This window comes from Deltaproteobacteria bacterium, assembly GCA_020845895.1.
Classification (GTDB): domain Bacteria; phylum Lernaellota; class Lernaellaia; order JACKCT01; family JACKCT01; genus JADLEX01.
This window is the reverse complement of the sequence record JADLEX010000036.1, coordinates 72,926-91,616: the sequence shown is the minus strand read 5'-3', so window position 1 is coordinate 91,616 and position 18,691 is coordinate 72,926. Positions and strand designations below refer to the sequence as shown.

The window sequence follows — 18,691 nt, the reverse complement described above, 5'->3', positions numbered from 1 at the left end:
GGGCGTGTCAACTTGGGGTGGGCCAATGACACCGCCGACGCGATCAACAACGGGCAGGGGCTGGATGTGACCTGCGAGGAAAGCGAGGGGTGCCGTCGCCGGTAATCACGGAGATCGGCGACGCCTCAGCAGGCGAGACGACCGGCGGGGTTTCCCGCCGGTTGTTTTTTTCCCGCGTTTCAGGCTTTCGTACCGCCGGCCCAGACGAGCGGCCAATTCGTTTCCTGCCCATCACGCAGCTCCGACAAACCCGAATCCGCGATCCACGCCGCGAGTTCCGATCTGCTCGATCCCTGACCTCCGATGAACTTTCGAAAATACGCCCGAACGAACGCGAGCGATCCCGGCGGCCGCAGAAAGAGCCGGACGAAATTCGTGATCGCCGCGTCGCTCGCGTCCCGATCCACTTCGAGCACCATCACGTGAGCGCCGGGCTTCGCCACCCGCGCCATCTCGCGAACGCCCCTCGCCGGATCAGGCCAGTGCTTGATCGAAGCTGTGCTGACAACCTCGTCGAACGACGCATCGGCAAACGGCAGTTTCATCGCGTCGCCGATTTGAAAAGTCAGGTTGGGCATGCCCACGCCGTCACGCCTGGCCCGTGCGATCATGTGTTCCGACAAGTCCACGCCCGTCACGCGCACATCGGGTTTCGCGAGCGCGATACGCCGCGTGGCGTGACCGGGGCCGCAGCCCACGTCGAGAATCGAGGTGCCGGGACGCGCCTCCGGAAGAAAACGGCCGAGCATGTCGTCGTAGACGACGCCGATGCGGTCGGCCACGGTTCGGTTGTAGAGCCACGCGAAGAGCGTCGAGTACGCGCCCCGCATCTGAAAGAAGTTCATGTGCTTGGCCACGGCGTACCCCTCCGATATGTCAGTACCAATACACCACGAGTTGCAGATGGCCGTAGGAGTGGCCCGCGCTGTCGGAAACACCGTTGCGCGTCTCCTGCGTCCGATGCGTTGACGCGAAGATGAACGCGACCGCGTTGACGGGCTGAAAATACAGACCGAATTCGCCCTCGTGCACGATCGGGTTGATCGCCAGCGTGTGCTCGCTTTCGACCCACGGCAGACCCTGGATGCGCCCGTTACGCAGCACGTATTGGCTCTGAAGTCGCGAAAAAAAGTAGAGTTGGAATAATTCGATGCCGTCCGCCTCGAAGCGATGCGGGATCTTGCGGTCCGGCACGTATTGCCCGGGTTCCAATCGACGCACCCAGTTCTCCTTGATCCAACCCATCCGGATCGAAACGCCGACGGACTGCGCGGTGAAGAGCGTGCCGACCGCCGTTTCGGCATAAAGCTGCGCATCGCCGAGTTGCACGGGCATACCGATCTCGCGCGGATGCTGGAGATTGAAGATCAAACGGCTGGGACGCAGGTACGCATTGATCCCGACCCCGTCGGAGATCTGGTGATCCCATCCGCGCGGATTGGGCGCGTCGGTATTTTCGTGGATCAGCTTCTGGCACTGCTCCGCACCCGAATACCGCCCCGTGCCGCCGATCTGAAGTTCTGTGTCGACGCGCCCCAGCGGACCACGGATCTGGAACAGCGCACCCAGATACGCCCAGCCCGCGTAGGGCCGGTCGTCGGGATCGACGGTATCGCGATCCAGATCGCGGGGCGTGTACATCTCCTGCCCGAGCGACACGCCGAAAAACGGCCGACCGGGCCCCTCCGGGGTGTCGAGCAGCGTGAGCAGCCACGAGCGTAGGGTGGTGTCCTCTCCGGCGCGCCAGCGTCCCATCAAGGACTCGCGGCCGAAATCGAGCGGCCACACCGCGGAGGTCCGAATTCCGCTGGTGTAGCCCCAGTCGCCGCCCGCCGCGTTGAGAATGAACCAGTCGTTGTCGAAATTGATGCGCACCTCGGCGTCGGGGTCCGGCGGGCGATTTTTCCGGAGGTTTTCCAGCGATTCGGCGGCGATCCGATCGCGTTCGAGCTCCCGGCGATGCAGTTCGCGCAGCACGTCGAGTTCATTGCGGAAGTATTGGTCGAGGTTGCCCGCACGTTCCACGGGGCCACCGGACGAGCCGTCTGAGGGTGTTTGCTCGTCCGAGAGTGTTTGCCCGGCGTACGCGAGCACAAGCGTCATCGCCAGTGCGAACGCGGACGCGAGGCGCATGTTGCTTGCGCGGATCGCTCCTGTCCCGTGCAGAACCCACTCCCGGCATGAAAGATGTGGCGCGGAAATGATGCGCGGTCCCCGCACGCGCGTCAAACGGATCGGTTCATCCGGGGCCGATTCGGCGATTGTGGCGCTCGATCGCGCAGGGAACGCCCGGGACGGCTTGACGGACGATATATGCGCTGATATGTATATACACGATCATGCTACTCAACCCGTTCGAAACCCTGGCCGATCCCACCCGCCGCCTCATCCTCGAGGCGTTGCTCGGTGGCGAAAAGCCGGTCGGAGAGATCGTCCTGCGGGCCGGAATCCACCAGTCCGGCGTGTCGCGGCACCTGCGCATCCTGCACGAAGCCGGGTTCGTCACGGTTCGGCCGGACGGCCAGCGACGCCACTACGCGCTGCGGCCCGAGCCTTTCCGTGAACTCGACGCGTGGCTCGCGGAATACCGGCGGTTGTGGGAAGAGCGTCTGGACCGCTTCGGCGTAGCGCTCGGAAATCGACAAAAGACCGGATCAACGAAGAAGGAGAGGTCGAAATGACGGACAACGACACGGCCGCGACCATGGGAACGCCCCAGGAGAAGATCGTCGTCGAGCGGACTTATCGCGCGCGGGTCGAGGATCTGTGGGAGCTTTGGGCAACGAAGGACGGATTCGAATCTTGGTGGGGTCCTGTCGGCTTCCGCGTCGAGGTCCACGCCCTCGAGGCGCGGGTGGGCGGGGCGCTCGAATACGACATGATCGCCGACGCGCCCGACATGATCGAGGCGATGAAACGCATGGGCCAGCCGGTGTCCCATGCCACGCACGGGCGATACGCGGAGTTCCGGCCATTCGAACGGCTGACGCTTGTACACGCCATCGACTTCATCCCGGGCATTGAACCCTACGACAGCACCATCGAAGTGGACTTTCAGGCGATAGGCGACCGCGCGCGAATGGTGGTCACGCTGCATCCTCACCGCGACCCGCACTGGACGCGGATGTCGGCCGAAGGTTTCCGCAGCCAGCTCACGAAGCTCGACACGAGGTTTGGTTGGACGTAGCGATAGTCGCGTTCCATCGTCCTTTTCCACTGTAACGGTCGCCTGGACGAACTCATCCCGCTTGGCCGGGAATTCCCCTGTGCTATAGTGTCGCGGCTCGCGTGGGCTTTTGACATTGACGATTCGGGAATCGGAGGGCGCCATGGCGTTACGATCGGCCGGGGCTTGGGCCGTCGTCTCCTCGATGTTCGTCGTGCTGCTGTTCGCCGTGTCGTGCGGCGATGACGAATACGATTTGGATGACCAGTTCGATGATTCGCTCGCGAAGGTGCGCACCGACATGTCGTTCTTCCGCGATGCGCACGGCCGCTACGTCTACCTCAACGGCGTGAACCTGTCGGGCAGCAACAAGGTGCCCACCGAGTTCGATCCCGTCTCATACATCGGCAAGCCGTTTCGCCTCGACGAGGCCGACCATCACCTGCGCATGCTGCAAAAACTCGGGTTCAACTCGGTGCGTCTGCTGGTCATGTGGGAAGGCATCGAACACGAGGGCCGCGGGATCTACGACGAGGAATACCTCGACTACATGGAGAAGGTCGTCGCCAAGGCAAACGAGTACGGCATCTACGTGATGCTCGACATGCACCAGGACATGTTCTCGCGCCACCTGTTCACGTTTTTCGACGACGGCACCGAGGCGAGTGGTCTTTTCGATCCCGTCGAGGCCGAACGCGCCGCACCCTACGGTTACAACAACCGCGTGGGCGGCGACGGAGCGCCGAAGTGGGTCGTCGAGACCTGCCTGCCGGAGAAGTTCGTCGGCGGACCTGAGTGGGGCTTGCCGGTGAACGTCGCCTCGCACCCGCGCAACACGTCGGACGTGCTGCCGTGGACGTCGTGGTTCCTCAACATGGGGCTGTCGCTCGACATCAACCGCTGCTTCGCCGCGTTCTTCGCGGGCGACGCGGTGTGGCCGACGTATTCGATCGACGGCATCAACGTGAAGGATTACCTGCAGGAAGCGTACGCCGATGCCTACGCGCAGGTGGCGATGCGCGTGAAGGATTACCCGAACGTGCTCGGCTACGAGACGATGAACGAACCCGGCGGCGTGTATATTCTTCTCACGCTCTATGCCCTGATCTATCAGGACGCGGGCAAGCTCGGCGTGGACACCTTCGACCCGGATCGCTCCGAGGAAATCCTCGACGACTATCTCGACCAGCTCGTCGAAAAGGGGATCTCGCGCGAGGCGCTGGAACTGTGGCGCGAGGAGATTCTGGTCAACGACCTGCTGCCGACGAGCGTGGACGAGATGAACGAGCGAGGGTTCGGACCGAAGGTCGCCGGTTCCGCGCCGTCGCCGGATTTCGCCGCCGCGCTCGCGCTCAACAGCAACTTCAACCGCAACTACCTTCAGCCATTCCACGAGCGCGTCGGGCATCGTCTGCTCGAAGAGGACGCAGACGCGATCATCTTCTTCGAAGAGGTGCTGGGGCTGCCCGACAAGGGCATCGCCGGCCAATGGGCTGAACCGATGACCGCGCCGGAGGGCATCGAACAGTACGCCTTCGTGCCGCACAAATACGTGGACATCTACCCGAACATCGGCTTCGGCCAGCCGCCGCGCGACTTCACGGTGGAAGAGCGCCGCCACCGCGACTACCTGCCGGACATGGAGGCGGCGTTCGACACGGCGACCTTCAGCCTCGGCAACCCGCCCGCGTTCATGGGCGAGTTCGGCGTGTACTACAACTTCGGCGGTATCGAGAAATCCATGGCGAACGACTACATCGTGTCGTCGTACATCCTCGACCCGTATTACGAGGCGTTCGAGAAGATGCTCGTGGGCCGGATGCTGTGGTGCTACTCGCCGGAGAACACCGCCGAGAACGGCGAGGGCTGGAACAAGGAAGACTTCTCGATTCTCGGTCCCGACGGGCAGCCCCGTTCGTGGCAGGCGTATTCGCGCACGGTGCCGCGCGCGACGAGCGGGCGAATCCAATCGATGCACTTTTATTCGCCGATGCACTACTTCGAGCCGCGAGAAGGCGAGCAGACGCCGTGGCTCGAATTCGAGATGGAGATGAGCAGCAAGGAGACCGATGCGCCGACGGAGATCTTCGTGCCGCCGATGCAATACGCGGACGGGTTTTACGTCTGGCTTTCGGACGGGCACGCGGCTTACGACCCGCACCGGTTCATCCTCTACTGGTATCCCGCGAAGGACGATCCCGCATGGACGCACACCATCCGCATCCGCCCACCCTATCCGAATTCGACGGCGGAAGGCTGGGATTATCTGTTCCGCGGCGATGAAGTGATCGAAGGGGGCGAGCGATGACGCGCGGCATTGGGATTCTGGCGGCACTGGCGATGGTGATTTGCGCATCCGGCGCGGCGGCCGAGGACGGCGGCGGCATTGTCACCGCCGAGATCGTGCCGATGTTCGACGTGCAGTTTCAAACGTACCTTTACCTCGCCAACGACCGCGACTTCGACCGCACCGAACCGGTTTATTCCGACAACGCCCAGACGTCGGGATACGTGCTGACGACGCTGCGCCCGGGGCTGACGTGGGCGCCGGTGGATCAGATCACGGTGCGCTATCAGCTCGAGGTCGGCGACAACATCTGGAGCCGCAACAATCTGGATGGGCAGGACCCGCTTGCGCCCGAAACCGCCGTGGTGCGCCACAAGGAAGTGTGGGCCGAGGTGCGTACGCGAAACGAGTTCTTCGGGGTGCGTTCCGGTTTCCAGTACTTCTACGACCCCACGCACCTCGTTCTCGATCGGCACATGGGCGTCGCCTCCGCGTTTCTCGCGTGGTCGCCGAGCGGACGCGTGACGCTCGCCGCGGGGCAGGTTCCCGACACGGTGTACGAAGGGCTCGACGCGACCGGCGAAGACCGGCGGATGTCCGACAACAACTTCGAGCAGGACGACTATGTGGTGGCGCTTTGGTCGCGGCACGGAGCCGACGAGTGGAGTTTTTCGCCGGGCGTGTTCGCGCGGTGGGACAAGACGGAGATCAATCGTCCGCGCGTCGTCGTGAGCCCCGTGTTTCACGTCGAAGGCTGCGCGGGCTCGCCGCAGGTCTGCCTCGACTTCGACGCGGTCGGTCAGTGGGGACAGCATGAACACGCCGGGCTCGACAACCGCGACGTGAACATCCTCGCGGCCGCCGCGCAGGCCGGGGTCGCCGTGAACCTCTGGCCGCTGGGGCTCGACACGAGCGTGCTCGCGTTCACCGCCGACGACGGCGACAAGTACGACCAGTACGACACGGGCTTCGTGTATTCTGGCTGGTCGAAGAGCGCCACGATGATCCTGACGCTTAACTCGCTTCACGATCAGTACAACAACGTCGACGAAACGGTCGCGGCGCAGGGCGCGGGGCTTGTCGTGGCGGACGAGGAGATTTCCGTCAACGTCACCGATTATGTTCGCCTGTTTGCGATCGTCGGTGCGGGATCGACGCTCGACGGCACGAACACCGATGGCGAAAAATTCCTCGGCACCGAGGGGCACCTGGGCGTCGAGTGCTCCGTGTACGAAGACCTCGCGACGTTTCACCTGTCGGGAGGCGGGCTGCTGCCCGGGCGCGCCGCCGCGATGCTTCGCAACGAGATCGACCGCGAGGCGACGGACCCGCTGGGCGTGATCCAGTCGTCGGTGACCGTGCAGTTCTGAGGACATGTGCGGTTTGGTGGCGGGTTTGATAGACTGAAACGCCCCCCGTTGGGAGCCGCCCTATGGAAGTCCGTCATCCGGTTTTCACGCGAATCACGATGGACCCCGAGAAGTGCCTCGGCAAACCCTGCATTCGAGGATTGCGAATCCCCGTTGCGTCCGTCATGCGATACCTGTCTTCGGGTATGACACCCGAGGAGGTCTTGACGGAGTGGCCGGAACTCGAGGCCGAGGACATCCGCGACGCGCTGGCGTTCGCGGCATCGACGCTGGATGATCGGTTTTTCCCGTTGGAGCCCGCCAGCGGAGAATGAAGTTTCTCTTGAACATGAACATGCCGACTCGGATAGCGCCCGCGCTGGAGGCGCGCGGATATCCGGTGCGCCATGTACGGGATATCGGACTTGCCAGAGCCACCGATCGAACGATTCTCGAAACGGCGAGGAGTGCGGGTGAGACGATCGTGACGATGGATTTGGACTATGGACAATTGCTCGCATTTTCGGGCGACGCGAAACCATCCGTCCTAATTCTCCGGATTCCACGCGTTTCACCCGACCGACTGTTATCGCGCCTCATGGAAGCGATCCCAAAGGTTGCCGAATCATTGGACGGCGGCGCGATCGTCATTGTCGAGGAAAACACTTGTCGCGTGCGCACACTGCCGTTCGCAAGAGAATCGGGCTGATTGAGATATGGCCCAAGTCGTTCTCCAGGATGTCGTCAAGAGATTCGGCGCGACGCGCGTCATCGAGCGGACGTCGCTGGACATCGCCGACCGCGAGTTCCTGGTGCTGGTCGGGCCGTCTGGGTGCGGCAAGAGCACGCTGCTGCGCATGATCGCCGGGCTCGAGGACGTGACCGAGGGGACGGTCGCGATCGGCGGGCGCGTGGTGAACGACCTGCCCGCCAAGGACCGCGACATCGCGATGGTCTTTCAGAACTACGCGCTCTATCCGCACATGAACGTGTATCAGAATATGTCTTTCGGTCTGCGGATGATGCACCGGCCCAAGGACGAGATCGACGCGCGCGTGCGCGAGGCGGCGCGGATTCTGGAACTCGAAACCCTGCTCGAACGCAAGCCCGCGCAGCTTTCCGGCGGCCAGCGCCAGCGCGTGGCGATGGGTCGCGCGATCGTGCGCAAGCCCAAGGTTTTTTTGTTCGACGAACCGCTCTCGAATCTCGACGCCAAGCTGCGCGTGCAGATGCGTCAGGAGATCAAGAAACTGCACGAGCGGTTGCAGGCGACGATCATCTACGTCACGCACGACCAGGTCGAGGCGATGACGCTCGCGACGCGCATCGCGATCGTCAATCAGGGCGTGATTCAGCAGGTCGCCGCGCCGGAACACATGTACGCGCACCCCGCCAACAAGTTCGTCGCGGGATTCATCGGCAGCCCGGGGATGAACTTTGTGGATGTGACGCTGCGCATCGCCGATGGCGCGTGCGTCGCCGGTGCGGGGAGTTTTTCGCTGACGATTCCGGCCCCTCACGAGGAATCGTGGAACGGGCGGCGCGCGACGCTCGGGATCCGGCCGGAACACATCGCGATGGCGGCGGCCAACGGAATGCAAGCGCCGGTGCGAGTACGCGTGGAGCTGGTCGAACCGCTCGGGGCGACGCACCTCGTCACCGCCCGCGCGGGCGAGCACGCGCTCGCGTTTCTCACGCCGTCAGGCGGTCAGGTCGCGCCGCATACCGAGATCGACATCCACCTGAACACGTCCGAGATCAAACTGTTCGACGCCGAAACCGGCGCCGGATTCCGGATTTGAGGAGAATGCCATGAAACGCCTGATGGTCGCCCTTTCGATCGCATGTTTCGCGATCGCCGCGCTCGCCTGCCAAACCACGACGACGCCCGTCGCCACGCCGACACCGACGGCGGATTCCGCACCGGGTGCGGACGCCAAGCCCGCGGGCGGCGGAGAACTCGTGATCTTCTCGTGGTGGACGGCCGGCGGCGAGGCGGACGGCCTCAACGAGCTCATCAAATTCTTCGAGGTGAAGAATCCGGGCGTGAAGGTCGTGAACGCGGCGGTGGCCGGCGGCGCGGGCACGAACGCCAAGGCGGTGCTCAAGACGCGCATGCTCGGCGGCGACGCCCCCGGGACGTTTCAGGTGCACGGCGGTTCGGAACTGCTCGAAGGCTGGGTGAAGCCGGGTCACATGGCGCCGATCACGAAGATCTTCGACGACAACGGCTGGCGACCGCATTTCCCGGCGCAGCTTCTCGACATGGTCAGCGCGAACGGCGAGATCTACGCCGTGCCATCGAACGTGCACCGCGGAAACGCGCTTTGGTACAACAAGGCGATTTTCGACGCGAACGGCCTGAAGCCGCCGACGACCATCGACGAGTGGATGGCCGTGTGCAAGACGCTCAAGGAAAAGGGCGTCACGCCGCTCTCGCTCGCGTCGCGCAACAAGTGGGAGGTGCTGCACCTGTTCGAAAACCTGCTCGTCGCGGCGGGCGGCGCGGATTTCTACAAGGACCTCTTCGCGGGCAAGGTCGCGTGGACCGATGAACGCGTGAAAAAGGCGCTCACGATTCTCAAGGATCTGTTGCCCTACGCGAACGACAACCACGCCACCATGACCTGGGATCAGGCGAGCGGGATGGTGCAGGAGGGCAAGGCGGCGATGAACGTGATGGGCGACTGGGCGAAGGGCTACTTTGAGGCACACCAGTGGGTCGCCGACAAGGACTACGGCGCGGTGGCGACTCCCGGCACCGTCGGCACGTTCTTCGTCGTCACCGACACCTTCGGCATGCCCGCCAAGGCGCCCAATCCGGCCGCGACGCTCGCGCTGCTGCAGGTCATCGGCTCCGTCGAGGGGCAGGCCGCCTTCAACCCCAAGAAGGGGTCGATTCCGGCGCGTACCGACGTCCCGATGGACGCCTTCGATCCGATTGCCCGGGCGATCGCATCCGATTTCGGCAAGGACGTGCTCGTCCCCAGCGCCGCGCACGGGTCCGCCGTGGCCGAGTCGTTCGTCATCAGCCTGAACGACCAGCTCTCGGTGTTCATCCAGGACAAGGACGTGGAAAAATCGGCCGCGGCGCTCGAAGCCGAGGCGAAGGATCTCGGTGTTCGAGCCCCGTGATTTGCGGTGCACGCGAGGTGCGTTCACGCATGGTTCGGCAATTGACGATCGCGGGAGAATCCGACTACTCTTCCGCGATTTCGTCGTTCGCACTCCCAACCCATTGACATAGACCGGCTGTTTTCATGGCTCGATTCTCCGATCGGATCGTCGGCGCCCGCCGCGTGGTGTACGTCCTCGTCGCACTCGTCACGATCGCCTGCGCGTTCTTCGCCGGCAGCCTCGAAACCGACATGAACGTCACGTCGATCCTGCCCGCGGACGACCCCGAGGTCGCGTATTTCCGCGAGACATCCGACCGGTTCGGTTCGAGCTTCATCAACATGGTCGCGCTCGAATCGGACGACATCTTCACCGCCGAATCGCTGACGACGCTTCGTGCGATCACCGACGCGCTCGGCCAGGTCGAGGGCGTGCGTTTCGCGATGAGCGTCGCGAACCTGCTCGACATGCAACCCGACGGCGAGGGTTCGATCAGCGTGCGTCCGTATCTGCCCAAGGGACCGGTTCCCACCGATCCGGCTGATCTGACGCGAATCCGCGATACGGTGCTCGGCAACCCGATGATCGCGGGCAATCTGGTGTCTCCCGACGCCAAAGCCGCGCTCATCACGGTGAAGCTCGCGCCCGATGCCGACCGCAAGACCATCGGCGGACGACTCAAGACCGCCGCGCGCGCCGCCGCGCCCGACGCGACGCTGTACTTCGGCGGCGTCGAGATGATCGTCGATTACCTGGCCGGGCTCATCGCTTCGCCGCGCATGATCGTCTGCATGATCGCGACGTTCGGCGTCTTCATCGCTTTGCTGTTTTGGGTGCTGGGCTCGGCCCGCGCGCTCGCGTCGGCCCTCGCGGTCGTCGGCCTTTCCGTCGTCTGGACACTCGGCGTTCTTTCGGCCATGGAACGCACGCTCTCGCTGTTCACCTCGATGCTGCCGCTTCTCGTCATCGTCGCCGCGACGCCCTACCCCATCATCTACCTGGTGACGTTCGGGCGCGCAAAGGGCGCGGGGGCGGATCGCGCGGCCGACGCGCTCGCACGGTGCGCCAAGCCGATTTTCGTCGGATGCGCCTCGGTGGCCGCGGCAGCGCTTGCGTCTCTGCTCACGCCGTGGGCGATCTTCCGAGACCTCGGCCTCGGCGTGGCGATCGGAGCGTTCGCGTCGGGTATCCTGGCTCTGACGCTGCTCCCCGCGCTCGCGGCGGGCGCGAAGACCGCCGGTCGGTCGATCTTCGATCGACGAGGCGTCGGCGGCGGGCCCGCGCGCGCGGCGAAGACGAACCCGTCGGCGGCGGTGGTCGCGGTCCTCGTCGCCCTGTTCGCGCTCTCGGCCCTCGCCTCGTTCATGCCGCGCGACGTGAATCCCATGGCGACGTTTCCGGCGGACGGAGAGCCCCGCGTCACCGAGGACCTGATGCAGCGCGGCTTCGGCGGATCGCAATTGTTCATGATCGACTTTCGCTCGACCGATGTGCGCCACCCCGCCGTGCTGGAGCAGTTGACGCTCGCGACCAAACGCCTGCGCGCGATCGCGAACGTGAATTATCCGCAGTCGATCGCCGACGTGTTGCGCATGATCAACACGAATTTGAACAACGAACCCGGGACGCCCGATTCGATGGGCAAGATCAACAATCTCTGGTTCATGCTCGAAGGCCAACCGCAGGTCGATCTGCTGATCGATCCGAAGTTCACCGACGCCATCGTGCAGGCCCGCATCGGCGACATTCGCTCCTCGGTGGTCGCCCCGGCGGTGGACGCGATCGAGGGCGTTGCGCGCAATGTCGAAACACGGCTCGTCTCGGTGACGATCGCCGACCAGCCCCAAACGCAACGTGCCGCCTGGGCGCGCGTGCTGGGCGAGAGGGCAGCCGTGCTCGCCGCGCTCGATCTTCGGCACTATCTCCAGCTGGAAGTCGACGAAGAGGGTCTCGCCACCGAACTCGCCGCACTGCGTGCGGCGGCGCCCGCGCTCGCGGCAAAAGAACTCGCGGACCTGCGCGACCGCTATCGGAGGTTCCTGACCAGTGCGGAAGCCGACGTGACGCTGCCGACGGATTTCGATCCGGCCTCGCTCGTCGAAGCTCTGGCGTCGCTCGAAACGCCGACCGAGGTGTCGATCGCCGCGACCATGGCGAAGAATCTTCCCCCGGCGGTTCTCGCGGCCGACCCCGAGGGACCGAAGTACGCCGCGTCGACGCTGCTCGGCATCCGCGAATTGTCCGTGAAGCGCGCGCGGCACGCCGCCGCCATGCTCGCGATCGCCGGTCGCCTCGAGCGAACGCACCAGATGGCGATTCTGAACAACACGGCGCTGCGTGCCGATTTGCAATCGAGCCTGTGGACGATCAACTCCGACGTGGCGAACACCACACCGGAGCGATTCGAGAAAATCTCGGGCGGACCCACCGAACCCGGCGCGGTCACCGCCGTCGAAGCCCGTGCGACCGGCTGGCCGTTCGTGAACACGATGATGAACCGGGCGTTGCCGGGGATGTTCGCCCGGGCGGGCCTGGCGGCGCTCGTGATCGCGCTCGTCGGCGCGGCGCTCGCCGCGGGCTCGTGGCGAGGCGCGCTCGCCGCGGCAGGGGGAATCGGTGCGGCGTGCGCGGCGATGACCGCCTTCGGCATCGCGCTCGACACCATCACCTGGGCGGCGCTGCTGGTCGCCATCGGCGTGTCGGTTCCCATCGCCGCCTGGCGGCAGGGCGGGACCGGCGCATCCGCCATCGCGCTGCCCGTCGCGGCCGGGTTTGCATTTTTACTGGCCGCGCCTCTCGCCATGCAGGCGTATCTTGGGGTATTCATGGCGGCGTCCGCCATCGGCGCGGCGATTGTTTCGATCGTTCTTCATGCCGGCGCGAATGAAACTTCCGACCGGGTGTGATGTGGAATTCACGGGAATTTTTACGGGGGATGTGATGCGTAAAGTGGTTCTGCTGGCAATCGCGGCGCTGCTGGTGCTGCCGACGTTCGCGCGGGCGGAGGATGCGGCCGAAATCCTCGCGAAGACCGACGCGAATCTGAACAACTTCAGCAATCTGCACATGACCTCGACGATGACGGTCAAGGCCTCCGACGGCACGGCCAAGGTCCGCGAGATCAAGGTCTGGCTGCAGGGCGACAGCCGCATGGTGAAATTCGCCAAACCGGCGAGCGACGTGGGCATCGCGCTGCTCTCGACCGACTCCAAGACGAACTTCGTTTACCTGCCGGAATACAAAAAAGTCCGTCGCGTCGCCTCGCACGTGCGCAATCAGACCTTCATGGGCACCGACTTTTCGCAGGAAGACATGGCGATCCTGCGTTATGCGGATGAGTTCACGCCGAAGGTCGAGAGCGAAACGGCCACGCACTGGATTCTCGAGCTGACGCGCAAACCCGGGGCGGACATCAGCTACGCCAAGCTCCAGCTCACGGTGAAGAAAGAGAATCACACGATCGACAAGATCGTGTACCACGACAACAGCGGCGTGGCGCAGAAGACCGAGGAGCGCGCGAACTACTCGAAGCACCAAAGCAAGAAGGGCGAGTACTGGACGATGTCGAAGATCACGATGACCGACATCAAGACCGGCCATCAGACGGTGCTCGAAAACAGCGGGCTCCAGATCGATTTGACCCTCGAACCCGACTTCTTCTCCGAACGCAATCTGAAACGCCCGGTCCAGTGACATGACGCGCATCGCGATTCTGTTGGCCGTGCTGGCGATGCTCGGCGCGGCGTCCGTCCACGCGGACGAGACCTACACGCTGCGCGGCTACGCCGAGTTCGACCAGCGCGCCACGCTCGAGGGCGAGAGCCGATGGCTCTACAACGAAATGACGTTCGGCATGACCGTGCAGGGCATGCCCTCGCCCAAGGTGCGCCTGCTGGGCAGTTTTCAGATCGACGCGATCGGCTTTGACGAGCGGCTCGAGGATGACCGTACCTTTTACATCGGCGATCAGCAGGACCGCGTCATCACCGACCCCGTGCGGTTGGAACTCGACGAAGCGTACCTGATGGTGACGGGGCTCGGCCTGCGCAACCTCGACATCAAGCTCGGCAAGCAGCGCATCGCGTGGGGTACGGGCGACCAGTTCAACCCCACCGACAACCTCAATCCCGACGACTTCCACGACCCGCTGCAGTTCGGCAAGAAAACGCCGACGCCCTCGGTGCTCGCGCAGTACTACGCGGGGCCGGTGACGATCTCCGCGGTGTTCCTGCCCCTGTTCTACCCCGCTCTGCTGCCGCAAACCGACATCCGCCCGATTTTCGAAAAGCAGTTCGACACGATGGCCTCGGAGTTTGAAATCGACACCGGCGACGCGCGGCTCGACGCCGTTTTCGATGAGCTGATGCTCAGCGCCATTCAGGATGCGAGCCTCGGCGAGATCACCGTGTCATCGAAAATCCCGAACCGTACAACGGCGCACTCCAGCGCGGCGGCGAAGATCTCGGGCACGGCGGGGTTCGTGGACATGTCGGCGAGCTATGCCTACGTGTACGACGACTTCGGCGTGCCGCGGTACATCACGATGGAGGTCTCGCCGCTCACGACGGGCCTGAAGCTCATCGACGAGGTCGATCTTCACGTCGAGCAGGAGTTTCCCCGCGAGCACGTCGTCGGCGCGGATTTCGCCATGAGCGTGCCCGGCATCGACATCGGCTTCTGGGGCGAGGGCGCGTATTTCATCCCGGTGGACCGATTCGACACTGAGTACTTTCTCGACGCGCACGCCGACATCAACGCGGTGCTCTCGTCGATCGCGGGCGAGGATTTTCGCGACGGCATGGTGATCGCGCGGGACGAGCCGCTCGCCGAGAACTTCGTCAAGGCGGTCAGCGGTGTCGACTACACGTTTCCCGGCGCGTGGTACATCAACGCGCAATACATCCGCGGGCTGCCGACCGACAACACGGCGGATCTCGTCTCCGATTACGCCTTCGCCGGCGTCGACAAACCGTTGTTCAACGACACGGTGAAGACGCGCGTGTTCGGCGGGGTGTGCCTCGAGGACGAGAGCTGGGTGCTATATCCGCAGGTGTTCTTCTACCCCGCGGATTCGGTGGAGTTTCAGCTCGGGACGTTTTTCGTCTTCGGCGACGTGGACACCAAATTCGGCGCGTTCGGCGACCACATCGCCTTTGCGCGCGCCAAAGCCTACTTCTGAATCGACTCCTCGATCGCCGCGAGAATGTCGACGAGCGTCTGAACGAGACCGCGCAGTCCCGCCGGGTGCGGATCGCTGAAAACCTGCCCGATATCGAATCCGATCCAGTCGGGCAGAATGGGTGCGTCCAGCACACCCAACGCCACCAGCAGGTCGTTGAGCATCGCCGGCGAGAGCCGCTCGGTGGTGAGCGGGCTCGGATCGGCGCTCGATCCTTCCCACAACGCGAGACTCAGGTTGTGGAACAGTCCCGCCAGCGCGTCGGCGGTTTCGGCGCGGATTTCGAGTTCGCCGAGAAATACTCGATCGCTCCCGCGCGTGTAGCGCCCGTCGTCGTTGTCGTCGGCAAACCAGATCGCGTCATTCGACTGATCGTCGGTCTCGGTCGTGAGTTCATTGAACATGCGGTAGAGGCGATCGAACGCGGTACCGAGTTCCACGCCCGCCTGCCGCATGCGCGCCGCGCCGTCCTCTTCCATCATCAGAAAATCGTCGAAGTACGGATCGTCGAGCAGCGATCCGAGCAGGCCGCGCAGGCCCGCAACCGTGCCCGCGGGATCCTCGGCGAAGTCGAATGACGGCAGCGTGAGCGTGCCGAGGTTGAGGTCGAGGTTGTGCGTCGCAACGATGTCGAGCACGCCGAGCACCAGCGACGTGAGCGCGCCGAAGAAGTCGAGATCGGCGCGGTCGAACTCGCCCCCGAGCACGAGCAGATCGCTACCGCCGAGCGTCCACGGATAACGACCGAGGTCGAAACGCAGCGGGCGGACGGGCTCCAATCGTTCGAACGCCTCGTCGCTCGCGCGAAAATCCGCGACGGCCGAGGTTTCCAGGATGCTCTGCAGGTGATCGCCCACGGCGACCGACGGGCCCTCGTTCACCTGCTGCCCGTCTTCGAAGAGCGGGGCGAGCGGGACGATGCTGTCCACGAGGTTTACCATCGCCGTCAGGTTGGCCATGACGAGGCCGTAATCGGCATCGCGGTTGTACAGGTCGCTTGCCTGCGCGTAGCGGAAATACTTCGCCGCGCCCACGCCGTCGCCGATCTCGAGCGCCGCCTTACCCTTGGCGATCGCCTCGTCGGCCGTGGTCTCGTCCTCGTCCTCTTCCGGATTGCAGGCCGTGACGAGCCCGGCGAGCACGAACATCGCCGCCACACACCAAACCCAACGTCGCTTCACCGCGATTCCCTCCGCGTCCAAACCGTCAGACGCCCAGCAGCTTGTTCACCGACTTGAAGATGTTGCGGAATTTCAGCCCGTGCTTGAGTGAACCCTGAAACGACATGTCGCGGTTCAGATACGCGGTCGTTGCGTTCACGCGATTGCCGAACACGCCCGCGCAGGTCCGCTCGTCCATGCCGATCACCATCTCCGGCGCGTCGAGCTTGCCGTCGCCGCAAGTGAATTTCCCCGAATCCACCTTCAGCCAGAAATCCTTGCCGCCCTCGATGAGGAACTGGAACGTGACACGGTCGTCCGCCGTCTGCTTGCGGATCTTCTCGTCTCCGTTGCACAGCTCGCACACCAGCGTCATGTATGCCGGAATGTCCACGAACGAGAGCGCCTCGTCCACGATCCGGCTCACGATTCGCGCTTTCTCCATCGGGTCCGCCATTGTCGCCCCCTCCCCTGTTCAGATGCCAATGGCCGTTCGATACGCGTCGTGCACCGCCTCGCGGATGTTCCTCGCGCGTTTCTTGCCGCAGTCGCCGATCTTGTGGACCTCGCCCACGCGAGCGCGCAACACCGCCACGTCCACATCGCAGCGCGGCACAACCCCGGTGGCGACGACGATGTCGTCATAGGGAATGTCCAACACCGTGCCGTCATCCGCGAGCGTTGTCACCACGCCGGTCGACACGCGCGTGACCTTCGTGCGCTTGTGAACCGTGACGAGCGGGTGATTCTCGATCAGCGGCACGACCTCCTTGCGCACGAGCGCCTCGATGTCCGCCGCGAGATTCTTGAGCATCTCGACGATCGTCACGCGCTTGCCCATGTGCGCCAGCGCCTCCGCGACCTCGATGCCCACCGCGCCGCCGCCGATCAGCACCACGCGCTCGCCGACGGGATACGCCCGGCCGAGCAGCACGTCGTCGTAGATGTAGTGGTCGTGATCGTAGAGTCCCGCGATGGGCGGCAGCACGGGCACGGAACCCGTCGCGAGCAGCACGACATCGGGCCGCCATTCGTCGATCGTTTCGAGCGAAAACGGCGCGCCGGTGCGCACCTCAATCCCCAGTTCACGCACCATCTGCTCGTGGAAGCGGATCAGGTTTCGGATTTCGGCCTTCATCGGCGCGGCGGCGGCCTCGTGGAGTTGCCCGCCGATCTCGGCGCGCTTTTCGACCACCAGAGCGTCGTGTCCGCGCAGGCGACACACGCGCGCGGCCTCAAGGCCCGCCGGTCCCGCGCCGACGACCAGCACGCGCTTTTTCGTCGCGGCCCGTTCGAGATCCTCGTCGTCCCGAACGATGTCGGGGTTGATCGCGCAATCAACGCGCTGCTCGATCAGAATCCGGTCCACGCAGTTGTTGCACGAGATGCAGACGCGAATCGACTCGGGTTTCCCCGACTCGAGCTTGCGCGCGATGGACGGATCGGCGATCAGGGCGCGGCCCATGGCCACCAGATCCGCCTTGCCCGAACGCAGCACCTCTTCCGCGTATTCCACGGTGTTGATGCGCCCGACGACGATGACCGGCGTCTTTTTCAACGCCTGCTTCACCGTCCACGCCGCGTCGACGAAGCACCCCTTGGGGTAGTTCATGTACGGCACGGTGGGAAAGCCGGGGGAATCGAAGGTGCCGCCCGTGATGTGGATGAAGTCCACACCCTCGGCTTCGAGCATCGCGGCGACGGCCGCTGCGTCGTCGGGCGCCACACCGCCCTCGCGGTAATCGTTGCCGTTCATGCGGAAACACACGAGGAAATCGTCGCCGCAGCGAGCGCGGATCGCCCGCATCACCTCGACGTGCATGCGGCCGCGATTTTCGATCGACTGCGCGCCGTACTCGTCCTCGCGCAGGTTGGTGAGCTTCGACAGGAACTGGTTGAGCAGGTATCCGTGCCCGGCGTGGATCTCGCACCCGGCGAATCCCGCCTTTTGCGCGCGCTCGGCGGCGGCGGCGTAGCCGGTCACGAGTTCATGGATCTCGTCGTTCGTCAGTTCCTCGGGCACCTCCCCCGACAGCTCAAACATGACCGGCGAAGGCGCCTGCGGGGTTTCGCCCGTCATGAATGACGACGACTGCAACCCCGCGTGGTAGATCTGCAGCAGCGGCAGCGCGCCGTGTTTGACGATGCGCTCGACGATCGGCACGAACTCGGGGATGCGCTCATCGGAGTCGATACTCAGCATCGTCTCCGTGCCCGCGCCGCGTTTCACGAAATACGCGGCCTCGACGATGATCATCCCCGTGCCGCCACGGGCGCGCAGCTCGTAGTAGTCGTAGGATTCCGGATTGATGTTTCCTTCGTCGTCGCCGAAATTCGTGTCCATCGCGGGCATCACGATGCGGTTGCGCAAGATGTGGCCCTTGACGGTCAGGGGCCGCAGTAGCATCGAAGTGGAATCCGTGGTCACGCGCC

16 protein-coding genes are annotated in these 18,691 nt (G+C 64.3%); 11 read left to right on the top strand and 5 right to left on the bottom strand.

The window, feature by feature from the left end; genetic code table 11:
- Positions 1-179 precede the first annotated feature (179 nt).
- Complete coding sequence (locus tag IT350_04705) at positions 180-857, bottom strand: class I SAM-dependent methyltransferase (GenBank protein ID MCC6157331.1); 678 nt, start codon at positions 855-857, stop codon at positions 180-182.
- Positions 858-876: 19 nt separating this feature from the next.
- Positions 877-2,133 (bottom strand): lipid A deacylase LpxR family protein, encoded by a 1,257-nt coding sequence (locus tag IT350_04700; GenBank protein MCC6157330.1) that lies wholly within the window; start codon positions 2,131-2,133, stop codon positions 877-879.
- Positions 2,134-2,339: 206 nt separating this feature from the next.
- Here IT350_04700 and IT350_04695 point away from each other — a divergent pair, with 206 nt between their 5' ends.
- From IT350_04695 to IT350_04645, 11 genes are all read left to right on the top strand, one after another.
- Positions 2,340-2,681 (top strand): winged helix-turn-helix transcriptional regulator, encoded by a 342-nt coding sequence (locus tag IT350_04695; GenBank protein MCC6157329.1) that lies wholly within the window; start codon positions 2,340-2,342, stop codon positions 2,679-2,681.
- A 23-nt stretch (positions 2,682-2,704) separates the two neighbouring features.
- On the top strand, positions 2,705-3,187 hold the full coding sequence (locus tag IT350_04690) for an SRPBCC domain-containing protein (protein ID MCC6157328.1): 483 nt from the start codon (positions 2,705-2,707) through the stop codon (positions 3,185-3,187).
- Positions 3,188-3,329: 142 nt separating this feature from the next.
- The gene (locus IT350_04685) at positions 3,330-5,474 is read left to right on the top strand and encodes a cellulase family glycosylhydrolase (protein ID MCC6157327.1); all 2,145 of its coding nucleotides are present in this window, start codon (positions 3,330-3,332) and stop codon (positions 5,472-5,474) included.
- Complete coding sequence (locus tag IT350_04680; GenBank protein MCC6157326.1) at positions 5,471-6,823, top strand: hypothetical protein; 1,353 nt, start codon at positions 5,471-5,473, stop codon at positions 6,821-6,823. Before IT350_04685 ends, IT350_04680 begins: the two co-directional genes overlap by 4 nt.
- A 62-nt stretch (positions 6,824-6,885) precedes the next feature.
- Positions 6,886-7,137, top strand: a complete 252-nt coding sequence (locus IT350_04675; protein ID MCC6157325.1) for a DUF433 domain-containing protein — start codon at positions 6,886-6,888, stop codon at positions 7,135-7,137.
- Complete coding sequence (locus IT350_04670) at positions 7,134-7,511, top strand: DUF5615 family PIN-like protein (GenBank protein ID MCC6157324.1); 378 nt, start codon at positions 7,134-7,136, stop codon at positions 7,509-7,511. The genes IT350_04675 and IT350_04670 overlap by 4 nt, the downstream gene beginning before the upstream one ends.
- 7 nt (positions 7,512-7,518) lie before the next feature.
- On the top strand, positions 7,519-8,604 hold the full coding sequence (gene ugpC, locus IT350_04665; protein MCC6157323.1) for a sn-glycerol-3-phosphate ABC transporter ATP-binding protein UgpC: 1,086 nt from the start codon (positions 7,519-7,521) through the stop codon (positions 8,602-8,604).
- A 22-nt stretch (positions 8,605-8,626) separates the two neighbouring features.
- A complete protein-coding gene (locus IT350_04660; GenBank protein ID MCC6157322.1) occupies positions 8,627-9,937 on the top strand; it encodes an extracellular solute-binding protein in 1,311 nt (436 codons plus the stop codon).
- Between the two features lie 125 nt (positions 9,938-10,062).
- On the top strand, positions 10,063-12,825 hold the full coding sequence (locus tag IT350_04655; GenBank protein MCC6157321.1) for an MMPL family transporter: 2,763 nt from the start codon (positions 10,063-10,065) through the stop codon (positions 12,823-12,825).
- A 34-nt stretch (positions 12,826-12,859) separates the two neighbouring features.
- Positions 12,860-13,612 carry an outer membrane lipoprotein-sorting protein gene (locus IT350_04650; GenBank protein MCC6157320.1) on the top strand — a complete coding sequence of 251 codons (753 nt, stop codon included), beginning with the start codon at positions 12,860-12,862 and terminating at the stop codon, positions 13,610-13,612.
- Position 13,613: 1 nt separating this feature from the next.
- Positions 13,614-15,098 (top strand): hypothetical protein, encoded by a 1,485-nt coding sequence (locus tag IT350_04645; protein MCC6157319.1) that lies wholly within the window; start codon positions 13,614-13,616, stop codon positions 15,096-15,098.
- Here IT350_04645 and IT350_04640 read toward each other — a convergent pair.
- The 3 genes from IT350_04640 to IT350_04630 are packed head-to-tail and all read right to left on the bottom strand — an operon-like array spanning position 15,089 to position 18,665.
- Positions 15,089-16,279, bottom strand: coding sequence for a hypothetical protein (locus IT350_04640; protein ID MCC6157318.1), 1,191 nt, complete (start codon positions 16,277-16,279; stop codon positions 15,089-15,091). The two genes, IT350_04645 and IT350_04640, sit on opposite strands and share 10 nt — an antisense overlap.
- Positions 16,280-16,304: 25 nt before the next feature.
- The gene (locus tag IT350_04635) at positions 16,305-16,703 is read right to left on the bottom strand and encodes an SCP2 sterol-binding domain-containing protein (GenBank protein MCC6157317.1); all 399 of its coding nucleotides are present in this window, start codon (positions 16,701-16,703) and stop codon (positions 16,305-16,307) included.
- A 30-nt stretch (positions 16,704-16,733) separates the two neighbouring features.
- The gene (locus tag IT350_04630; protein ID MCC6157316.1) at positions 16,734-18,665 is read right to left on the bottom strand and encodes an FAD-dependent oxidoreductase; all 1,932 of its coding nucleotides are present in this window, start codon (positions 18,663-18,665) and stop codon (positions 16,734-16,736) included.
- Positions 18,666-18,691: the final 26 nt, after the last annotated feature.